Consider the following 22,308-nt stretch of genomic DNA (forward strand, 5'->3'; position numbering starts at 1 on the left):
GCGCATCCGCTGGATGTTGGACGGCGAACACCCATGGACAGGAGTGGTGGTATGCCGTCACGCAGCGACCGGGAGTCGTCGCCGCAGGCCAGGTCGACTCCGATGGCGACACTGTTGAGGCCGGTTCGGGGTCGCTTGATCGTGGTGATCGTCGTGCAGGCAGTCGCGTCTGCGCTGATGTTGTCGCCGCTGGTGACGGGAGCGATGATCGCGGAGCGCCTGATCGCGGATGCCGGTGATCCCGGGATCTGGCCGGTGCTGGTAGCCGGCCTGGTGTTGCTGGGCCTGGGGCTGATGTTGAAGGCGTCGGCGGATCTGATCGCGCATCTGGCGGACAACGATCTGACGTTGATTCTGCGGCGGAAGCTGGCGGCGAGGCTGCGGGGCGCGCCGCTGGGGTGGTTCACCGACACCAGCGCGGGCCGGGTCAAGCAGGGCATGCAGGATGACGTCACGGCACTGCACCATCTGGTGGCGCATTCCTACGCCGAGCTCGCCGGCGCGGTCGCCACCCCGATCGCCGCCTACGCCTACTTGTTCTTCATCGACTGGCGGCTGGCGCTGGTGCTGCTGGTTCCGTTGCCGGTGTTCGTGGTGATCTACGGGCGGATGCTGGCGGGCATGGGCAAGGACATGGACGAGTACGGCCGGGTGCTCGAAGGCGTCAACAGCGCGGTAGTGGAGTTCGTCGACGGCATCCCCGTGGTGAAGACGTTCGGCCAGACGGGGCGGGCGAGCGCAGCCTATCGAGCGGCGTCGGACCGGTTCACCACGTTCTTCATCGGGTGGGCCCGGCCGATGATCGCACCGGAGACGATCGCGAACCTGGCCGTCGCGCCCACGGCGCTGCTGCTGCTCACACTCGTGTTCGGCAGCTGGTTCGTCTCGCTCGGCTGGATGCAGCCGGTGCAGGTGATCCCCTTCGCCCTCGTCGGCCTCGGTATCGGCGGACCGATCTCGGTGCTGACATCGAACGTGATGGCACTGCAAATGGCGAATGGCGCCGCCGCACGCCTGAACGACCTTCTGGACACCGAGCAGCTGCCCGAGACACCCGTGCCATCCGTCCCCACCGGGACGAGGATCGAGCTGGACCGGGTGAGTTTCGGCTATGACGCCGACCGGATGGTGCTGCGTGATGTCAGCGTCGCCTTCGAGCCCGGGACGGTCACCGCGATCGTGGGCGCATCGGGCTCGGGCAAGACGACCCTGGCCCGGCTCCTGCTGCGCTACGCCGACCCCGCGACCGGCCAGGTGCTTCTCGGCGGCGTACCCCTTCCCGATGTCGCGTCGGATGAGCTGTTCCGCACGGTCGGGGCGGTGTTCCAGGACGTGCGCCTGCTGCGGATGAGTGTCGCGGAGAACATCGCCCTGGCCCGCCCAGACGCCTCACGCGCAGAAGTCGAGCAGGCCGCCAGGTCCGCGAGCATTCACGACCGCATCCTTGAGCTGCCGCAGGGCTACGACTCCGTCATCGGCGAGGACGCGCGACTTTCCGGCGGGGAGGCGCAACGGATCTCCATCGCCCGTGCACTGCTACTCGACCCCGAGGTCCTGGTGCTCGACGAGGCGACCTCCGCCGCCGACGCCGAAAACGCCCGAGCCATCCAGACCGGGCTATCGGCCCTGGTCTCCAAGCGGTCCCGGACCATCATCGTCATCGCCCACCGACTCGATTTGGTCGCGGGGGCGGATCGCATCCTCGTCCTCGACGAGGGCCGCGTCGTCGAGGACGGCACCCATCGGGAGCTGATCGAACAGCACGGCGCATATCACCGACTGTGGCACGCACAGCACCCGGCCGATCCCCCACGGACTCCGGCGATTCAGACTGCCACGGCAGGGCGCCCGCGATGATCCGTCGACTCTCCCGCTACCTCGGCCCCGAGCACGCCCACCTGCTGCGCAGCCAGCTGCGATGGGTGATCGCCGCAACCTTCCTGCAGGGCATCACGCTGGCGTTCACGATCCCGATCCTGCGGGCGCTGCTGATCGGTGCTCACGCGGAACTGGTCTGGTGGGTGGGCGGCTTCGCGCTCTCGGCCGTCGTGGCGTGGCTCGTCGACTACCGGGCCACGGTCAAAGGCTTCGACGTCGGCAGCACCACCCTGGACCAATTGCGCTACCGGCTCGGCGACCACGTCGCGACGCTGCCACTGGGCTGGTTCACCCCGGGACACACCAGCACGTTGGGAGTGACGTTGAGCAAGGGCGTCATGGACATCCTCGCCCTGCCGGTCCGTCAGTTCGCGGCCCTGCTGCGGTCGGTGCTGGTCCCGCTCGTCCTCATCGTCACCCTGATCGTCGTCGACTGGCGCATCGGGCTGGTGGCGCTCGCCGCCGTTCCGTCCGTGCTGCTGGTGTTCTGGTGGGCTGGACGACTCGGCAGGCGAGCCGACGCCGCCGTCAACGAGGCCACCGCCGCAGCGAGCGATCGAATGGTGGAGTTCGCGCAATCCCAGCCGGTGCTGCGCACCTTCGGACGGCAGGGCACCGCGGCTGAGCAGTTCGACCGTTCACTGCAAGAACAGGCCCGCACAGAACGCCGACAGTTGTGGCTCGTGCTCCCGCCGCTCATCGTGAACGGGTTCATCGCCCGTCTCGTGCTCCTCGCACTGCTGTCGCTGGTCATCGCTGTCGCCGCGGGGATCACCGATCCGGTCGCGCTGGCAACGCTACTGGCGACACTACCGGTCATCAATCTGATCGTCACACCCCTCGGGGATGTCGCCGCGAATGCCACCGTCATCCGCATCTGTTCCGCGCAGATGGACGCCGCCGATGCCGTCCTGGACACCCGTCCGCTACCGGAACCGGCCACGTCCACATCCCCGGCAGATGGGACGCTCGCCTTCGATCACGTCTTCTTCGCCTACGACGACGACCCGGTCCTGCACGACATCTCCTTCACCGTGGCACCGGGCACGACGACCGCGATCGTCGGCCCGTCCGGGGGCGGCAAGTCCACGATCATCCGGCTCGCCGCCCGGTTCTTCGACCCCCAGCACGGACAGATCCGCCTCGGCGGCGTCCCCCTTTCCGGGCTCGGCGCCGAGAATCTGCATCAGGCGATCTCCCCGGTCTTCCAGGACAGCTACCTGTTCTCCGGTACGTTGGCCGACAACGTCCGGCTCGCCCGTGCCGACGCCACCGACGCCGAGCTTGCGGACGTGGCCGCACGCTCCGGTCTCACCGAGGTGATCGCCGCACTCCCCGAAGGCTGGGACAGTCAGGTCGGCGAAGGCGGGGTACGGCTCTCGGGCGGGGAGAAGCAGCGGGTCGCGCTCGCCCGCGCCTTCCTCAAGAACGCCCCGGTGCTGCTCCTGGACGAAGCGACTGCCTCCCTGGACGCCGAGAACGGGAACCTGGTCACCGCCGCCGTTCACGAACTGGCGCGCGATCGCACCGTCATCGTCATCGCCCACCAGCTGACGACGATCATCGAGGCCGACCAGATCCTCTTCATCGAGGACGGACGAATCACCGAGCGTGGCACCCACGACCAACTTCTCGCACACGACGGCGGCTACGCCGCGCACTGGCACACGCTGACGGCGGCAACGGCATGGAGGCTGATCGCACGATGAACGCCGCCCGCACAGGCCGGCCGCGCAAGCTCACCGAAGCCGACATCGCCGAGGCGGTCCTCGCCGAAGGTTTCGCCGGATTGACCGTTCCCGCCGTCGCACAGCGGCTCGGCGTGTCCACCATGACGCTCTACCGCTACACGCCGACCCGCGCCGGGCTGCTCGCCTTGACCTGGGACCACGTCCTCGACAAGACGACCTGGCCGCCGGTCACCGGCCACTGGCGGGAGATCCTGCATCGGCACGCCACCACCCTGTGGGACCTGCTCGCCACCCACCCCGGGGCCGTGACCGAGCTCTCCGGCGCGGTCGTACCACCGCGGATGATGGGACTGTACGACGACTTGGCCCTGGCACTGACCGAGCAGGGATTCACCGCCGACCAGGCCGTTCTCGCCGTCGACACCACCATCGACCTCACCATCGACCACCGTCGAGGCGTCGAAGACCTCTCCCGACGAGAGGACGCAGCCAGTGCCGACACCCGCGAGCAGCTCGAAGCACTGTGGACACCCCGACCGGAGGATCCGCCGGGTCGTGCTGGGGTGCGCGCAGCCATGCGGGAGGCGATAGCCACCCTCCCTCGTGACTGGTTCACCCGAAAGCTCGAACTCGTGCTCGACGGCCTCACCACACGCCGCATCGCTGCGGCAGATCCGCGCCAGGGCACTTCCGAGGGAGAAGACACCCCGTGACACCGACTGCTGAGGCCGTACCTGCTCCTTCTACGGCCGTACCCGCTCCGCAGATCAAGGTTCTGCTGACCGCCGTATTCTTGGCCTACCTCGCCCAGATGACGCTCAATCCGATCATCGCTCCGCTGTCCCGGGAGGTCGGTCTCGCCGAGTGGCAGGTCGGAGTGACCATCAGTTCCGCCGCGATCATGATGGTGCTTGTCAGCGGCGCGTGGGGACGACGCTCCCAGTCGTGGGGACGCAAGCCCGTGCTGGTGCTCGCCCTCGCGCTGGGGGTCGTCACCACGAGCGTCTTCGCGGTCATCGCGCAACTCGGAATGGCCGGCTTGATCACCGGCACCACGTTGTTCGTCCTGTTCGTGGTATTCCGCGGCATCGGGTTCGGCCTCTCGATCTCAGCGATTCCACCCACCGCACAGGCATACATCGCCGACATCACCCCGGACGAGCAGACACGCGTCGCAGGGATGGCTCGGGTTGGTGCGGTGCAGGGTGTCGCCCAGATCGCGGGAGCCGTCATCGGCGGGCTCCTCGCATGGTTCGGGCTGTTGACACCACTGATCGCCGTGCCGCTCCTGTTCACGTTCGGACTCCTGCTCGTCCTGGGTCGCCTGCGCCGTGAGCCACGCACCACACTGATCGAGAAGCCCACGCGAGTGCGCCCGACCGACCCACGCATCTGGCCTTTCCTGCTCGCCGGGTTCGGCCTGTTCACCGCGCTCGGGTTCGTGCAGATCGTCACCGGGTTCATCGTCCAAGACCGGCTCCACCTCGACGCCAACACCGCAGGAGTCCTCACCGGCGCGGCCCTTCTCGCCGCCGGACTGGGCATGGTCCTCGCCCAAGGCCTCATCGTGCCGCGCACCAGCTGGACACCGGCCACCCTGCTGCGCGTCGGCGGAGCCGTCGTGCTGGCCGGGTTCCTGCTCCTCGTCCCCGACGCCGGACCCATCCTGCTGTTCGGCTCCATCGCCGTCGTGGGCATCGGATTCGGTATCGCCATGCCCGGCTTCACCGCCGGACCCACGCTACTCGTCACCCGTGAGGAACAGGGCGGCCTTGCCGGACTCGTCGCCGCCACCATGGGGCTCACCTTCGTCGTCGCCCCCACCGCAGGCACCGCGCTCTACAGCGCCTGGCCGCCCCTACCCGTCATGGTCGGCGCAGCAATCATGGCGATCCTCACGACCTTCGTCCTCACCTATCCGCGATTCCGACAACTCCCACCTGCGACTCCTGCCGATTCACGCGCAGGACAGGCATCCCGAGGCGATCACTGATCCGTCTGTCCGTCGCGCTCGGCGACCCTGAACCCCTGGGACGGCCGCTCAGGCCGGGCGTGTCGTCGCGTCATGCGGTGCGAGCAGCCGCCGGACCTGTGCGGCCTCGGAGCGCATTCCGAGGCTCAGAAACAGGCCCAGCGCCTCCTGCCAGTCGTGCCGGGCAGCGGCGAACTGGCCGAGCAGATGCAGGATCAGGCCGGATTCGCGGAGGCTTTCAGCCAGGCTCTGCCGCCGGCCCAGGTCGCGCAGGACAGCGGCTGCGGTGTGCTGGTCGGCCAGTGCCTCCTGGTAACGCTGCTGGAGCCGGCGCACGATGCCCCGCTCCAGGTGGGCCTCAGCCTGGCCGAAGCGATCGCCGACGCTGCGGTACGTCTCCAGACACTCCTGCAGGACGATGACCGCCGCGTCGTAGCGTTCGGTGTCGCGGTAGAGGCTGGCCAGGTTGGTGAGTCCGATGGCCTGCCCGTAGCGGTCGCCGAGCTCCCGGAAGAGGTTCATGCCCCGCTCGTGGGCGCGCTGGGCCTCGTCGTAGCGGCCCAGCAGGCGCCACACCAGGCCCATGTTGCCCAGGTTCATGGCCTGGCCACGCAGGTCGCCCAGCTCTTCGTTGACGGCCAGGCATGCCTGATAGCACATCAGAGCCTCCTGATTGCGTCCCTCGGCCTGGTGGACGTTGCCCATCAGCGCCAGCGCCTGGGCGTGGCCGTGCCGGTCGCCGATCGCGCGGTGCCGGGCGATCGCGGCCCGTAGGTGCTCGGCGGCCTCGTCGAACCGTTCCAGCTGGCACAGCGCCGCGCCCATGTCGGTGTGGGCGACGGCCAGTGCGCAACCGTCGTCGCTGCGTGCGGCCACCTCGAGCACCAAGTTGTTGATGGCCGACACGTCGCCCCAGGAGTTGCGGACCCGGTGGAAGGCGTAGAGGCCCTGGCCGAGCTGAATCACCAGCCCGGCCGGCACAGCCGGATTCGCTGCGGCCTGGCGCAGCGCGACCAGGTGGTTGCCGCGCTCGTCGTCGAGCCATCGCAGGGCCGAGTCGGGGTCCGGGAACGCGGTGGCGTCGCCTGTCCACCGGTCTCCCACGGTCTCCGGGCGGCGGTCTCCGGGGCGCAGCAGGGAATATGTCCCCCAGACCGTACCGACGTACCAGCCGATGGCCCGGGTGAGCGCGGCGGCCCGCTCGGCGCCACGCAAGGAGACGGTGGCCTGCTCACGGCCGTACAAGCGAACGAGGTCGTGGTGGTGGTAGCGGCCGGGTACCTCGCTGTCGAGCAGGCTCGCGTCGACGAGTCGTTCCAGTGCCCGGGCGGCCGCGGTCGGGGGCCGGTCCATCAGCCGGGCGGCGAACAGGTCGCTGACGTCAGGTCCGTCCCAGATGCTCAGTGTCGCGATGGCGGTCGCGGCGTCCCGGTCGATGGTGTCGGCGCTGGCGCGCAGCTCCCGGTGGGACAGTGCGATGCTCGCGCGGACGCTGAGATCGGCCACCTCCAGCTCGTCGAGACGGCGCTGCTCGTCGGCGAGTCGCACGGCGAGGTCGCGCACCGTCCATCCGGAGTGGGTCGCCAGCCGCGCGCCCGCGATGCGCAGCGCCAGCGGGAACCGGCCACACCAGCGGACCAGCTCACGCGCGGCCTCCGGATCGGTGGCGATGCGCTCTTCGCCGATGGTCCGGGTCAGCTGGGCGAGGCCTTCCTGCTCGGTGAGGGGTTCCAGCTGGATGTGGTGCGCGCCGTCGAGGGTGCTCAGCATCCGGCGACTGGTCACGATCACGCCGCATCCGCCGCCGCCGGGTAGCAGGGGCGTGACCTGGGCGGCGTCGCGTGCGTTGTCGAGCAGGACAAGCAGGCGCAGGTCGGCGACCGCCGAGCGGAACATCGCCGCGGCCTCGTCGACGTCCATCGGCAGGCGGACCGGTGCGGCGTCGAGTGCCCGCAGGAACCGGTGCAGGGCGTCGAGCGGGCTGACCGGGGCGAGACCGGCGGTAGCGCCGCGTAGATCGGCGTAGAGGACGCCATCGGGAAACCGGTCGGCGAACCGGTGGGCGGCGTGGATGGCCAGGGCAGACTTGCCGATGCCGCCCACCCCTTGCACGGCGACCACCGCCACGGGTCCGGTCGCGCCGGTGCCGAACAGCCGCCGTATCGTGGCCAGCTCCTTGTGGCGGCCGGTGAAGGTGGGCACGTCGCGCGGCTGCTGGCGTGGTGCCGGGTGTGGCGCGACGGCGGTCGATGCCGGCGCGTCCCGCAGGGCGGCCTGATGTAACGCCTGCAGCGCGGCGCTCGGCTCGATGCCGAGCTCGGCGACGAGGCGTTCGCGGAGCTCCCGGTAGGCGTCCAGGGCCTCGGCTCGCCGGCCGGCATGGGTCAGTGCGGTGATCAGCAGTCCGGCGAACCGCTCCCGGAACGGGTGCTCGGCGACCAGCCGGCGCAGCTCCGGGACGAGCCGATCGGCCTCGCCACGGGCCAGCTCGTGCTCGATGCAGTCGGCGTGTACGCAGAGGCGCCGCTCGTCGAGTCCGGCCGCCTCCGCTTCGAGGAACCCGCCCCGCAGGCCGGCGAGCGCGGGGCCTCGCCACAGCGCGAGCGCCTGCCGGTACATCGAGACGGCGGTCGCGTCGTCGGGTGCCGCGGCGGCCTGCCGGACGAGGCTGTCGAACGCGAGGGCGTCGACCTGCTCCGGCGCGGCCCGCAACAGGTAGCCGGCGGTGCGGGTGTCGACGGTGCCACCGGCGCGGGTGAGCGTGGCCCGAAGGCCGGCGATGCGGTTGAGGACCTGCCGGCGGGCGGTCCTTGGCGGACGAGCGTCCCAGGTGGCCGCGATCAGCGTGTCAACCGAGACCGGCCGGTTGGCGTTGAGCAACATCGCGGCCAGCAGCCGCTGCGACCGCGGCCCGCCCACCGGAACGTCTCCATGATCGGCGCATACCTGAAGCGCGCCAAGGATCCGGTACTCCACTTGGCATCCCCCCGAAGCGCCAAAGTGGCGACACGGTATCCGTCCTCTGTAAACAAGTCAATACTTTTGCCTGTGACATGGCAGTGCAATGTCGATGTTACCGCCGTCGATGCTGAAACGGTCCTGCACGGAGGATCGACGGCCGCGGTGCGGCTTCGGTGTCTCCGTGTCCAGATCCGAGCCCACGGAGGGCCGATGAGCCGCCTTGTCGACGTACCGTTCACGACCGATCTGCACCTGCGCCTGCTGCTGAGCGTCGATCGCGGTCACAACGTGCAGCGCGCGGTGCGGGCGGCGACCCGCACCGGCGACCGCGTTCTCGACGCCGGAACCGGTAGTGGCCTGCTGTCGTTCGTCGCCCTGCGGGCCGGGGCGGTCAGCGCGGTGGGAGTCGACCGGCAGCACCTGGAGCTGGCCCAGGCGGTGGCGGAGAAGAACGGTTTGGCTGACCGGATGACGTTCCTGCAGGCAGACCTGATGGATCTGGACCTGCCGCCGGCCGTCCTCGATGCCCGGTTCGACCTGCTGCTCGCCTTCATCTACACCAACCACCCGCTGATCGACGAGGCCCGCTCCCGCATGGTTTTCGAGCTGCGGGACCGCTTCTGCGTGCCCGATGCCCGCATCGTGCCGGGGGCGGTGCGCTACAGCGTCGCCGCCTGCGAGCGGCTGGACTGGGACCTGTTCACCGAGCGGGCCGACCTGGACGCCTCCGCCGACGTGCTCCGCAGCGTGTACGGGTTGGACTTCCAGCCGTTGATCGACAGCACCAAGCAGGAGCTGCCGATCAAGCGGAGCCGGCCCACCGACCCGGCCGCGACGGCCTGGCGGCCACCCACCTCGATGGCGTCGGTCCGCTTCGACCGGCGTCACGTGCGACTGCTCAGCGACACCGACACCTTCCACATGATCGACTACGCGGCGCCGTCGTTCACCGGCTTCCCCGGCGAGGCACGGCTGCGGGCCGCGGTACCGGGGCGGGTCACGGGTCTGCTATGGACGCAGGAGCTGCTCTACGACGGGCAGCCGGTCTGGACCACGGAGACGTACAGCCCCCTGGCGGCACCGCTGGCGGTCTCGACCGGCGACACCATCGTGGCGCGCACCGGTGAGCAGTGGCGGGCCACCAACACCGTACCGGCCCAGGTCGAGCGCGGATGAGCGTCGCCGTCCCACGCGCCGACATCGCCGCGACGGCCGACCTCAGCCACCACACCGGCTGCCCCACGGAGTGTGTGCTCGGCGCTGTCGCCGCCATCGCGGTCCGCGCCGAGCAGGGCACCGAGACGACCACGGTCGAGGCGACCGTCACCACCGGTGGCCTGACCCACCAGCACCGCTACCGGTTGACCGGCGCGCCCTCGCCGCGGGCGCTGCTGGCACAGCGCGGCACGCGTATCGCCGCCGACGACGGCGCGGTGCCGATCGTCGTCGAGGTGCAGGACGACGGCGACCTGCTGTACGCCACCGCCGGCACGAGCGGGCCGGTGCCGGGCTGGCTGTCGCGGCTGCCGGTGCTGATGCGCGGCTGCGCGACGAGCCCCGACGCCCCGATCGACTCGCTGGGTCTGCTCGACGACGACGAACGCGCGCTCGTCGAGGACAGGTGGAACGACACGGCGCGGTCGTACCCGAGCGGCACCACGGCATCGCACCTGATCGCGGCGCAGGCGCGGCGCACACCGGCCTCCGTCGCGTTGATCTGCGGCGACGAGACGCTGACCTACCGGCAGCTCGACGCCGCCGCCCACCGACTCGCGGCCCGGCTGCGCCGTACCGGCGCGGGACCCGGCGACATCGTCGGCGTACACCTGCAACGGGGGATGCTGCAGGTGGTGGCCATGCTGGCGGTCTGGAGGGCCGGCGCGGCCTGGCTGCCCCTCGACCCCGCCTATCCCCACCGGCGGCTGGAGTTCATGCTCGCGGACAGCGGCGCCGTGATCGTGCTCACCGACGCCGAAGCCACCATCCCGCCCGCCGGGCGCAACGCCGGCCGGGTGCTGCTGCCTCTCGACCAGGAGCTGCTGCACAGTGACCCGGACGGCGACCCGGTGCCGGGCCACGACAGTGACGCCGCCCCGGACGCCACCGCCTACCTGATCTACACCTCCGGGTCGACGGGCACGCCGAAGGGCGTCGACGTGCCGCACTCGGCGCTGCTCAACCTGCTGTACGGGGCCGCCGACCTGATCGGCCTCGGCCCGGCCGACGCGCTGCTGTCGGTGACCTCGCTGTCCTTCGACATCGCCACGCTCGAACTGCTGACGCCTCTGCTGACCGGCGGACGGGTGGTCATCGCCGGACCGGACGACGTGCGCGACGGCGCCCGGCTCGGGCAGCTGCTGCGCCGCAGCGGGGCCGGCGTGCTGCAGGCCACCCCGACGAACTGGCAGATGCTGCTGGCCGCGACCCCCGACCTGCCGCCGCTGATCGCGCTCTGCGGCGGCGAGCCCATGCCGCCGGCGTTGGCCCGTCGGCTGGTGGCGCGGTCGCGCGCGGTGTGGAACATGTACGGTCCGACAGAGACGACGGTCTGGTCGACGGCGGCGCGTATCGGGACCCAGGACGCCGACCGCCCGACGATCGGCCGCCCGCTGCCGAACCAGAGCGTCTACGTCACCGACGCCCACCTCCGGTCGGTCCCGGTCGGCTGGGTCGGTGAGCTGTGCATCGGCGGTGCCGGGCTCGCCCGCGGGTACTGGAACCGCCCCGAGCTGACCGCGCAGCGGTTCCGCGTCGATGCGGCCGGCCGCCGGCTCTACCGCACCGGTGACCTGGCCCGCCACCTGCCGGACGGCCGACTGGAGATCCTCGGCCGGGACGACCAGCAGATCAAGATCGCTGGATTTCGGGTAGAGCCCGGGGAGGTGGAAGCGGCGCTCGCCGGGCTGTCCGGCGTCGAACGCGCCGTGGTCGCCGCCGTGGACGGGCCGGACGGCGCGAAGGAGCTGGCCGCCTGGGTCGTGCCCGCCGACGGCACCGTCACGGTCGCCGACATCCGGGTTCGGCTGGCGCGGGTCCTGCCGCCGTACCTGGTGCCGTCCCGCCTGGTGCTCAGCGCGGGCCTGCCGCTGCTGCCCAACGGCAAGATCGACCGTCCGGCACTGCGCCGTACGCCGGTGGCCACCGCGCCCCCGGCGCAGGCCGAGAGCCCGGCGGAGCACCTCGCCGCGCGATCCGATGCCCGCTCCCACGACGAGGCTCTGCGCACCGCGATGGCCGCGATCTGGGCCGACGTGCTGGCCGTCGACACGGTCGACGCGGACGACGACTTCTTCGGCATCGGCGGATCGTCCCTGCGCGCGGGCGAGCTGATCAACCGTCTCCAGCGGATGAACCCCGCCGGCGACGTGCTCTACGTCCGCGCCCTGTTCGACGCTCCGACCCTGCGCGCCTTCTGCACCTACCTGGCCGCGCAGTACCCGGCGCTGGCGACCCACCTCGCCGGTGCGCCGCGGACCGCCACCAGCCGCCGCCCCGACACGGCGATCACCGGTGCCGCTCTGCGACGGTTCCGCGCCATCGTCACGGGCGCCGAGCCGGCGCCGGCAGCCGGTCCGAAGCTGCCCCGCGCGGCCTTCATCCTGTCCGCCCCACGGTCCGGGTCCACCCTGCTGCGCGTACTGCTGGCCGGCAGCAGCCGGCTCTTCGCCCCGCCGGAGCTGGAGCTGCTCGGCTTCGACACGATGGCCCAGCGCACGGCCGCGCTCGGCGGCAGCCACCGGTACGCCACCGAGGGTCTGCTGCGCGCCGCCATGGACCTCGACGGCGGCACCGCCGCCCAGGCGGCCGAACGCCTCGCCGAGCTGGCCGACCGGCCGGTCCGGGACACCTACGACTACCTGCAGTCCAGCGCGCGGGGCAGGCTGCTGGTCGACAAGACGTCCACCTACGCCGTGGACGCCGCAGCGATCCACCGCGCCGAGACGCTCTTCGACCAGCCGTACTACATCCACCTCGTCCGGCATCCGGGCGGCATGATCGACTCGTTCCTGCGGGCCCGGATGGAGCAGGTGTTCCGCCACCCACACGCGTTCACCCCGCGTGAGCTGGCCGAGCTGACCTGGCTGACCGCCAACGACACCGTCACCGCCGCACTCGCCGACGTGCCGGCCGACCGCCGCATCCTCATCCGCTACGAGGACCTCGTCGCCGACCCGCGGCAGGTGCTGACCCGGCTCGCCGGCCTCCTCGGCGTACCCCTCGAACCGGCCATGCTGGACCCGGCCGTCGGCGCCGACGGCCGGATGACCAGTGGCCTGCACCCGCAGTCGCGCATGCATGGCGACCCGACGTTCGACCCGGACCGCGGCGTCGACGCCACCGCCGCCGAGCGCTGGCGGCACGTGTTCGACCCCGCGACGCTGTCGCCGGCCACGACGGCACTGGCCCGTGCCCTGGGGTACCGGCGCGAGGACCGGCCCGCCGAGTCGCGGACCGCGCCGCTGAGCACCCACCAGCGCGGCATCTACCTGCACGAACAGATCAGTGGTGTGCGTACGCTCTACAACATCTGCAAGGCGTGGCGACTCGCCGGCGACCTCGACCCGGCCATGCTGCGCGCCGCCGTGCAGCGCGTCGTCGACCGGCACGAGGCGCTGCGCACCGCCGTGACCGAGGTGGACGGCACGCCGACGCAGCGGGTGCGCACCGACGTGGCGGCGGCGTTCACCCAGCGGCGGCTGCCGGCCGCTGCCGGACCCGACGGCCTGCGGGCCGCGCTGGAGGAGTTCGCCGCGCAGACCCTCGACCTCGAAACCGGGCTGGTGCTGCGCGCGGTGCTCATCGGGCTCGGCCCGGGCGAGTGGGCGTTCGGGCTGCTCGTGCACCACGCGATGGTCGACGGTTCGTCGCTGGCCGCCGTGCTGCGCGACATCTCCGCCGAGTACGCCGGAGTCCTGGCCGCCCGCGCGCCCACCCCGGCACCGCCGGCACACTTCATCGACGTGCTGCCGGACCCGGCCGGACCCGGCCCCGACCCGGCGGACGTCGCCTACTGGCGCCGTACGCTCGACGGTGCGCCGGCGCTGCTGCCGCTGCCCACCGAACGGCCCCGGCCGGCCCGCAAGGCGTACCGCGGCCGCCGGGTGCCGGTGTCGTTCGACGGCCCGGAATGGCAGCAGGTCGGCGAGTTCGCCCGCCGCCACGGCGCGACGCCGTTCATCGTCCTGCTGGCGGTCTTCAAGACGCTGCTGCTGCGCTACGTCAACAGCGCCGACTCGCCGGGGATCGGCGTGGGCACCGCCTTCGTGCAGCGCCCCGAGGACGAGGACAGAGGCAGCCAGGTCGTCGGCATGTTCACCGGCAACCTGCCGCTCTACACCCGGCTCGCCGGTGACCCCACGTTCGCCGACTTCCTCGCCACGGTGCGGGAGACCTGCCTGGAGGCGTTCGAGCACCACCGGATGTCGTTCGAGGACATCGTGCGGGAGCTCGGCGTGCCACGCGATCCCGGATACTCGCCGCTGGTGCAGGTGCTGTTCACCTCGGAGCCGCCGGAGGCACAGCAGCTGCGGCTCGCCGGGGTGCAGGTTGAACGCCTGGACGTGCAGTGGCGTACCGCGAAGTACGACCTGACGGTCAGCCTGATCACCGCCGACGAGGCGCTCGGCGGCTGGTGGGAGTACGACGCGGACCTGTGGGACGAGGCCCAGGTCCAGGGCATGGCCCGGCACTTCGTACGGCTGCTGCGCCAGGTCGTGCGCGACCCCGGCCGCCCGCTCGGCGACTACCGGCTGCTCGACGACGCGCAGACCGCCGAGCTGCTACGCGCCGGGGCCGGCCCGGCACAGCCGCGGCGCCTCCTGCCCGTCGAAGCCGCCGTGCGCCGGCACGCCCAGGAGCGCCCGGACGCCGTCGCCGTCGCGGGTGGCGACGGCAAAGGCGACGGTGACGGTGACACGACGCTCACCTACGCCGACCTCGACGCGCTGTCCGACCGTTGGGCCGGCCAGCTCATCGAGCAGGGCATCGGCGCGGAAACGATCGTCGCCGTGCTGACCGGCCGCAATCCGACCTTCGTGACCGCCTGCCTGGCGGTGATGAAGACCGGCGCGGCGTACCTGCCGATCGACGCCGGCACCCCGCCGGAGCGCATCCGGTTCATGCTCCGCGACAGCGGCACCGCCGCGGCGCTGGTCACCACGGCAACGGCCGACCTGGTACCGGACGACGTCGCCACCCTGGTCATCGACGGACCGCGGACACCCGGGGAAACCGAGGCGCCGGCCCGAAAGCGGGACATCGAGCCGGCCGACCTCGCCTACGTCATCTACACGTCCGGCTCGACCGGGCAGCCCAAGGGCGTGCTGGTCGAGCACGCCGCGCTCGACAACTTCGTGGCCTGGTTCACCGAGGCGTACGGACTCGGGCCGCAGGACCAGTGCACGCAGACGGTCAACGCCGGCTTCGACGCCTGCGTGATGGAGCTGTGGCCGTGCCTCGCCGCCGGCGCGACGCTGCACTTCGCCCCCGCCGCTGTCCTGACCGACCCGGCCGGCATGTGGAACTGGCTGCGGGACATCGCCGCGACCGTGAGCTTCCTGGTCACCCCGCTGGTCGAGACGATGCTGGCCGAGCCGGTGCCCGACGGCCTGGCCCTGCGCACCGTCATCACCGGCGGGGACCGGCTGCATCGGCAGCCCGCGCTGGGCGGGTGCGGCTTCACACTGATCAACGGGTACGGCCCGACGGAGAACACGATCCTGTCGACGGTCGCCGTCGTGCGGCCGGACGACCCGTACGACCGGCAGCCGCCGATCGGGCGACCGGTGCCGGGCACCACCGCGTACATCCTGGACGACCGGCACCGGCCGGTGCCGCCCGGCGTCGAGGGCGAGCTCTACGTCGGCGGAGTACAGGTCGCCCGCGGCTACCTGAACCAGGACGAGCTGACCCGCGACCGTTTCCTGCCCGACCCGTTCGGCCCGCCCGGCGGGCGGCTCTACCGGACCGGTGACCGCGTACGCCAGCGCGCCGACGGGCAGATCGACTTCGTCGGCCGGGTCGACGACCAGGTCAAGATCCGTGGATTCCGCATCGAACTCGGCGAGATCGAGGCGGCACTGCGGCAGATCCCCGCAGTCGCCGACGCGGCCGTGGTCGTCACCGGCACCGGCACCGGCCGCCGGCTGACCGCCTTCGTCACCGGTGCCATCGGGTCCGCCAGCACCGTCGGCGAGCACCTGCGCCGCACCCTGCCCGGCTACATGGTGCCCAGCGTGACCACCGTGCTGGACAGCCTGCCGTTGACCCACAACGGCAAGGTCGACCGCCGGCGGCTGCGGGCGCAGGCGGACGACGGACCCGCCCACACCGTCACCGAGCCGGCCACGTCACTGGAAGCTGAGCTGCTGCCGCTGTGGCGACGGGTGCTGGGCACCGAGCAGATCGGCGTCACCGACTCGTTCTTCGAACACGGCGGCCACTCGCTCAACGCCATGCGTCTGGCGTCAGTGATCCGCCGCGAGACCGGCCACCACATCCGGCTGCCGCTGCTGTTCCAGGCCCCGACCGTCCGCGACACCGCCCGGGCGCTCACCGCCGAGCAGGACACCCGCCGGCATCTGATCCAGCTGCAGGCCGGCGGCGGTCGTACGCCGCTGATCTGCGTACACACCTCGGACGGCACGGTACTGCCGTACGCGCCGCTGACCGGCTTCTGCGGGCCGGACCGGCCGGTCTGGGGCGTACAGGCCGAGCCTGTGCCGCCGGGCGGGCACCGGTCGCTGACCGAGATGGCGGCTGCGTACCTCGACGAACTGCGCACCGCGGGTGTGTCGGGCCCCGTCGACCTGCTGGGCTGGTCGTTCGGCGGGCTGCTGGCGTACGAGATGGCGCGACAGGCCGTCGCGGCCGGCACGCCGGTGCGTCGGGTCGTGCTGCTCGACGCCGAGCCGCTGACCGGCGACGTGATCACCGACGAGGAGGCCATGCTGCGGGAGTTCACGCTGCAGCTGCGCCGCCGGGCCGGCGCGGTCGATACCGGTGAACCGCCGGGCAGCTGGCCCGAGCTGGTGAGCGCCGCCCGACGGCTCGGATGGATCGATGCGGAGGTCGCCGAGCAGGAACTGCGGGCCACCTACGACACGTTCCGCGCCCACGTCCGGCTCGGCCAGGCGTACCGGCCGGAACCCGCCGACCTGCCGCTGCTGCTGGTCACCGCCACCGACCGCGCCCCGGACGTACGACGCGCGCAGGTCCGGGCCTGGCGGCAACTCACCGGACGGGACGTCGAAGTGGTCGAGATCCCCGGCGACCACTTCGACATGGTCGGCGACGCAGCGCTGCGCCGCGTCGCCCAACTGCTGAACATCGAGGAGAGGCTGGCCCCGTGACCACCGCAGAGACCGGGTCGACCGCCCAGCAACAGACATCGACACGCGCCTGGCTGGGCCTCGCCGTGCTGCTGACCGGCACGTTCGTGGCCCAGGTGGACTTCTTCATCGTCAACGTCGCGATCCCGAGCGTGCAGGCCGACCTCGGCGCGACCCTGTCGCAGGTGCAGCTGATCGCGGTCAGCTACGGCGCCGCCTACGCCGTCGCGGTCATCACCGGCGGCCGGCTCGGCGACCTGTACGGACGCAGGCGCATCTTCATGATCGGCGTCACCGGCTTCGCCGTCGCATCCCTGCTGTGCGGCACCGCCACCGACGCCTGGGTGCTCATCGGCGCCCGGGTCGTCCAGGGAGCGGCGGCCGCGCTGCTGATGCCACAGGCGATCGGATCGCTGCACGCGATGTTCGCCGGCCAGGCCCGGGAGCGCGCGTTCGCCGTCTTCGGCGTCTCCATGGGAATGGCCTGGGTCAGCGGCATCGTGCTCGGCGGCCTGCTGCTCAGCGCCGACATCGCCGGGCTCGGCTGGCGCGCGATCTTCCTGATCAACGTGCCGCTCGCCGCCGTCGCCCTCACCGGCGCCGCGCTGACGCTCACCGAGTCACGCCGCCCCGCCGCCCCACGGCCGGACCTGCTCGGCATGGCGACCCTGGCCGTGCTCCTCGGCCTGCTCATCGTCCCGCTGATCCTCGGCCGTCAGGCCGGCTGGCCGGCCTGGAGCATCGCCGGGTTCGCCCTCTCCGCGGTGGCCACCGTGGTCTTCGTGGCCGTGGAACGGCGCGTCCTGCGCCGCGGCGACGATCCGGTCCTCTCGCCGGACCTGTTCCGCGACCGCACCTTCCGGCTGGGCCTGACCGTCATCGTGGTGTTCTTCCTCGGCCCGCCCGGCTTCTTCCTGCTCACCACGCTCTACCTGCAGGTCGTCGCAGGATTCACCGCGTTGCAGGCCAGCCTGAGCCTGCTGCCGTTCGGCGTCACCTTCGTCCTGACCTCGCAGTTCATCAACCCGATCAAACGCCGCCTCGGCGATTGGACGATCGTCCTCGGCTGCGGTGTGATGGCCGTCGCCCTCGCCGGACTCGCCACCGTCGTGCACACGACCGGGGAACAGATCACGTTGGCCGCCCTCGTCCTGCCGGTGCTGCTGCTCGGCACCGGCCAGGCTCTGGTCACCACGCCGCTGTACGAGATGCTGCTGCGCAACGTCCGCCGAGAGATCGCCTCGACGGCGTCAGCCGTGTTCACCACCGTGCAGCTGGTCGCCCAGTCGTTGAGCGTCGTGATCGTCACGATCATCTTCGCGGCGTTGGCGCAGGCCAGGCTGGATCAGGCGTTGCCCGCCGACGGCGACGGCACCACGCGGCCGGCGGTCGCCGCCTGCGCTAACGAGGGCCTGACCGACTTCACCGCCGGCACCCGCGTCAGCTGCCCCGACGCGCCGCCGACGACACGGGCGGCGGTCGAGGCCGAGGCTCGTACGGTGACCGCCGTGGCCGCCCGGCAGGCGTACGTCGGCACGTTCGCCTTCAATCTGCTGGTGCTGGTGGTGAGCGGTGTCGTCGTCGCCCGCCGTGCCCGACGTGCCAGCGATTGAGGCCGATCAGCGTCGCGACGGGGGTACGGGGTGCTGTCCCGGGTCGCCGGTCTTCGCCCCCTCGGTGACGTTGCGCTTTTTCCTATGGGTGCAGTGTCACCTCATCGGGTCGGGATCGCTGATCGAGCTTGATGCCTCAGGTGCATCAAGATGCACCTGAGGCATCAAGCCATGGAAGCATCATGGGTTTCCTGGCTCAGGTACGGGCAGCTCGCTCACGGGCGGCCGCCGGCGTTCGCGTCGGTGGCGCAGCGGCGACGAGGACCGCGGTGACGGTGAGCAGCCCGGCCAGCCACGCCATCGGGCGCAGGCCGACCATCGTGAAGCCGAGCCACGGCGGCGCCCACGGGTCGCCGCCGGTGATCGCTGCATGGCTGGTGGCCAGCCCACCCACCGCCAGAGCGGGCAGGCTCAAGACGGCGGCAGCTCCGAGCAAGGAGATGGTGACGACCCGGACCCGGGCACGTCCCCTGGTCTGCGCATCGAGCTGCCGGAGGGCAAACAACGTGGTGATCAGGGCGACGAGGAATCCGGTGACCGCCAGCGGCCAGACCCACGACGGCTGCGCGCGGCCAACGTCGATCACGAAGCGCGTGGCGTCCCGCGCAGACAGACGCACGGCGACACCGTCCCGGGTCGCCGTGAAAGCGTCGTAGTCGCCGCTGGCGCGGAATCGCTCGGCATCCCAACCGGCAGCCGTGAGCCGGTCGACCGCCTCGCCGACCATACGGCCATCGGAGGTCGACGCCGGACCGAACGGCAACGGCACCGTGACGGTCCCGGCGACGTAGCCGTCACCTCCGACGAGCAGGGTCCATACACCGTCGACAGCTGGCGGAAACCCGTGCCGGTCACCGCTTCGGGTCGGCTCACCCACCTCGACGCCGGGAAACGCGACAGCGGCCACCTGTCGGGCTGCCGCCGTGTCGGTGGTCGGCCCTGCCGCCTGCCAGCCCAGCCACGAACCGAATACGGCGCCGACAAGACCGGTCGACGTCGCAAGAATCAAATAAGCGATCTTCACCTTGTGTCCAGCAGGTAGAGGCGCATGTCAATTGACATCTGGTGACCAGGTTCAGTCCGGTGCGATTTCGATTGTCCGGGGACAGGACGACAAGGGTGAAGAGATCGAGGGCCCCGGGTTTCAATCCGGCGTGGTTTTCGTGTGCTCGGGGACCCGGGGGCACTGGCAACATACTGAGAGGTGCTTCAAGGATGTTTCAATCCGGCGCGGTTTTCGTGTGCTCGGGGACCGTCCAGATCGCTTTCGCGTTGATGACGCTGCTGGCGTTTCAATCCGGCGCGGTTTTCGTGTGCTCGGGGACGCGAAGCCCAAGGAGAACAAGTAGTCGCCGTTGAACGAGTTTCAATCCGGCGCGGTTTTCGTGTGCTCGGGGACGTGTGCTGGGGACAGCGCGGATGGAGATGGCCGCGTTTCAATCCGGCGCGGTTTTCGTGTGCTCGGGGACCCTGCCACTCCCGGCTGCCTGAAAAGGCAGAGAGGTTTCAATCCGGCGCGGTTTTCGTGTGCTCGGGGACTGGGACAAGGTGGTGGACGAGGAGCACAACTTCGAGGTTTCAATCCGGCGCGGTTTTCGTGTGCTCGGGGACGAAGACTTGACCAAGCTCACGGATGAGGAACTTCGAGTTTCAATCCGGCGCGGTTTTCGTGTGCTCGGGGACTCGGCTGGAGTGTCTCAGGGTGCAATGTGTCTGGCGGTTTCAATCCGGCGCGGTTTTCGTGTGCTCGGGGACAACCTAACGCTGAACCCTCTCCGTACGGGTTCGGTGTTTCAATCCGGCGCGGTTTTCGTGTGCTCGGGGACTAGCAGGCAGCCCTCTACCGGGAGCTGCTTCGGAAGTTTCAATCCGGCGCGGTTTTCGTGTGCTCGGGGACACTATAGGAGGGAGGTGAGAGCTATGTGCAGCACGTTTCAATCCGGCGCGGTTTTCGTGTGCTCGGGGACCGTAATATTGTCGCCTGATCAAAAATTGTCCGGCTTGTTTCAATCCGGCGCGGTTTTCGTGTGCTCGGGGACCAGTATGGCAGCGCAAGCTGCAGCGAAAGCCACCGAGTTTCAATCCGGCGCGGTTTTCGTGTGCTCGGGGACGAGCCGGAACCGTTCTGGAACAACTCGCGCTTCTCCGAAAGTTTCAATCCGGCGCGGTTTTCGTGTGCTCGGGGACCGTGTCCGAAATGTCGGGCGGTCTGACCTGCGGAAACAGGGGTCCCTGAGGGCAACCTCCTGTTGATCATGATCTTGGGAAGCTGCTAGATGATCTCTGGTGGCCATGTTTTCGCAGCTCATGTTCACTTTGGGATCTTTCCGCCAACCTACCCCGGATCCCGGGCGTGTCGGGGGTTGTCGCAACGGGCATTCCGGACCAATCGCCTCCCTGGGTGGCTCCGGTGGGCCTCCCGGGATACCCGGACTATCCGGGCGGTTCCGAAAGGAGATCGTCCAGCCACTCGACACCGGCACCGGCGACGAGGACCGCGAGGATTTCCAGTCGCCGACGGGCGATGCCGGCCGGCAGCCGCAATCGTCGTGCGCAGGACTTCTCCAGGTCGACGGCGGACCGTTCGAGCGCGACATCGCACATCTCGGCGAGCAGTTTCGGCAGCCCGCTGCGGCGTACGGCCGGGTTGGCCAGCAGCCGCAGCAGCACCTGGCGGCGACGACGCCGCTGGGGTGTGTCGCCGGGGTCGGCGTACCGCTCGGCCGGGTCGCCCGGGGCGGTGCCGTGGATCGGCCGGGCACCCGGCAGGTCGTCGCACGGGTCGAGTCGGTCGGCGCGGCGGTGCAGTGCGGCGGCGACGTTCGCTTCGTAGAAGGCCGGGTTGATCCGCCGGAGCAGGTCGACGGCCGCCGTCAGACGCAGGCGTACCTGCTGGTCGGTGAGTCCGTGCTTGGCCGCCGCGTGCGGGATCCGCCACGGGTCGGTGACCTGGTCGCGCAGCCCGATCACGAAGCTGATCAGCAGGTCCAGGCCGACCGGGTCGGCGGCCAGCGGCGCTGCCCAGCGGGCGGTGGTCAGGTCGCGTTCGGGGCGGGCATGCATGCCGCGCGCCGTCGCCGACCGGCGGCGCAGTTCGGCGATGGCCTGGCGTTGGTCCTGGTGCACGAACTGCCAGTAGACGGCGCGTAGCCAGGGTGCGATGTCGGCGTTGGCCCGGTCCGGGTGGTGCGCGTAGCGGAGCAGGTCCGCACCGGCGGCGTCCGGGTCGACCGTCGACGCTTGTGGCCCGTAGAGGAAGGACACCACCTGGTTGATCTCCTCGATCCGGGTCGGGCCGCCGACGGCGGCGCTGCCGGAGCCGGTGCCGGCGTTGCCGCTGGCGGTGCCGTGGTTGGTGGCGTTGCGCCGCAGCCGGTCGAACTGGCGGCGGATGTGCTCGTCGCGTACGTCGGCGCAGTTGGCGCACAGGTGCAGCCACCGGTTGGCGGCGCGCGGACTGTCGACGCAGTGGCTGGTGCCGTGCACGGTGCGGGCGATGACCATCCCCAGGTGGTGGGTCATGGCGCGGACGACGGCGAGGAAGAAGAAGGCGTACGTGTCTTGCGGGTCTTCCGGTGAACGCAGTGCGGTGTCCATCGAGGTGCCTCCCGTTGCGACGCAGGAGAACAGCGGGGTGGATGAGCGGGCGGGCTGGGTGCCCGCCGGACGACACCGGTGTCGTGGTGTGGTGGGGAGCGACCGTCCAGGGCGCCGGCCCGAGGGCCGTGGACGATGGTCGCGGCAGCCAGTGAGATTAACCCCTGGTGTTCGTGCAACTACTATACGTGTGGTTACTCGATGGTAGCAACTGGAGGTCGGCCCGAGGCTGGTGACCGTCCACACACGTCCAGCTGGTGGACTGC

General features: G+C 70.7%; 10 protein-coding genes and 1 CRISPR repeat array. Of the genes, 7 read left to right on the plus strand and 3 right to left on the minus strand.

Features of this window, described 5'->3' with window-relative positions; translation table 11 throughout:
- Nucleotides 1–51 precede the first annotated feature (51 nt).
- The 4 genes from ACN27F_RS29940 to ACN27F_RS29955 are packed head-to-tail and all read left to right on the plus strand — an operon-like array spanning nt 52 to nt 5,562.
- Nucleotides 52–1,857, plus strand: coding sequence for an ABC transporter ATP-binding protein (locus ACN27F_RS29940; RefSeq protein ID WP_421438819.1), 1,806 nt, complete (start codon nt 52–54; stop codon nt 1,855–1,857).
- Nucleotides 1,854–3,587 (plus strand): ABC transporter ATP-binding protein, encoded by a 1,734-nt coding sequence (locus ACN27F_RS29945; RefSeq protein WP_421438820.1) that lies wholly within the window; start codon nt 1,854–1,856, stop codon nt 3,585–3,587. Before ACN27F_RS29940 ends, ACN27F_RS29945 begins: the two co-directional genes overlap by 4 nt.
- Nucleotides 3,566–4,282 carry a helix-turn-helix domain-containing protein gene (locus ACN27F_RS29950; RefSeq protein ID WP_421438821.1) on the plus strand — a complete coding sequence of 239 codons (717 nt, stop codon included), beginning with the start codon at nt 3,566–3,568 and terminating at the stop codon, nt 4,280–4,282. The genes ACN27F_RS29945 and ACN27F_RS29950 overlap by 22 nt, the downstream gene beginning before the upstream one ends.
- Nucleotides 4,279–5,562 carry an MFS transporter gene (locus ACN27F_RS29955; protein ID WP_421438822.1) on the plus strand — a complete coding sequence of 428 codons (1,284 nt, stop codon included), beginning with the start codon at nt 4,279–4,281 and terminating at the stop codon, nt 5,560–5,562. The genes ACN27F_RS29950 and ACN27F_RS29955 overlap by 4 nt, the downstream gene beginning before the upstream one ends.
- A 48-nt stretch (nt 5,563–5,610) precedes the next feature.
- Here the strand turns inward: ACN27F_RS29955 and ACN27F_RS29960 are convergent, their stop codons facing one another.
- The gene (locus tag ACN27F_RS29960) at nt 5,611–8,460 is read right to left on the minus strand and encodes a BTAD domain-containing putative transcriptional regulator (RefSeq protein ID WP_421438823.1); all 2,850 of its coding nucleotides are present in this window, start codon (nt 8,458–8,460) and stop codon (nt 5,611–5,613) included.
- Nucleotides 8,461–8,712: 252 nt separating this feature from the next.
- Between ACN27F_RS29960 and ACN27F_RS29965 the strand changes: the two genes are divergently transcribed.
- The 3 genes from ACN27F_RS29965 to ACN27F_RS29975 are packed head-to-tail and all read left to right on the plus strand — an operon-like array spanning nt 8,713 to nt 18,445.
- Complete coding sequence (locus tag ACN27F_RS29965; RefSeq protein WP_421438824.1) at nt 8,713–9,678, plus strand: 50S ribosomal protein L11 methyltransferase; 966 nt, start codon at nt 8,713–8,715, stop codon at nt 9,676–9,678.
- On the plus strand, nt 9,675–16,853 hold the full coding sequence (locus tag ACN27F_RS29970) for an amino acid adenylation domain-containing protein (RefSeq protein ID WP_421438825.1): 7,179 nt from the start codon (nt 9,675–9,677) through the stop codon (nt 16,851–16,853). Before ACN27F_RS29965 ends, ACN27F_RS29970 begins: the two co-directional genes overlap by 4 nt.
- Entirely contained in the window at nt 16,850–18,445 is a 1,596-nt protein-coding gene (locus ACN27F_RS29975; RefSeq protein ID WP_421438826.1) for an MFS transporter, read from the plus strand. Before ACN27F_RS29970 ends, ACN27F_RS29975 begins: the two co-directional genes overlap by 4 nt.
- 196 nt (nt 18,446–18,641) lie before the next feature.
- Here the strand turns inward: ACN27F_RS29975 and ACN27F_RS29980 are convergent, their stop codons facing one another.
- Nucleotides 18,642–19,469, minus strand: a complete 828-nt coding sequence (locus ACN27F_RS29980) for a hypothetical protein (protein ID WP_421438827.1) — start codon at nt 19,467–19,469, stop codon at nt 18,642–18,644.
- 117 nt (nt 19,470–19,586) lie between these two features.
- Nucleotides 19,587–20,632: direct repeats of the CRISPR family, unit length 36 nt; unit sequence GTTTCAATCCGGCGCGGTTTTCGTGTGCTCGGGGAC.
- Nucleotides 20,633–20,878: 246 nt separating this feature from the next.
- A complete protein-coding gene (locus tag ACN27F_RS29985) occupies nt 20,879–22,042 on the minus strand; it encodes a hypothetical protein (RefSeq protein WP_421438828.1) in 1,164 nt (387 codons plus the stop codon).
- Nucleotides 22,043–22,308: the final 266 nt, after the last annotated feature.

Origin of the sequence: Solwaraspora sp. WMMB335, assembly GCF_049179075.1 — a bacterium.
Taxonomy (GTDB): domain Bacteria; phylum Actinomycetota; class Actinomycetes; order Mycobacteriales; family Micromonosporaceae; genus Micromonospora_E.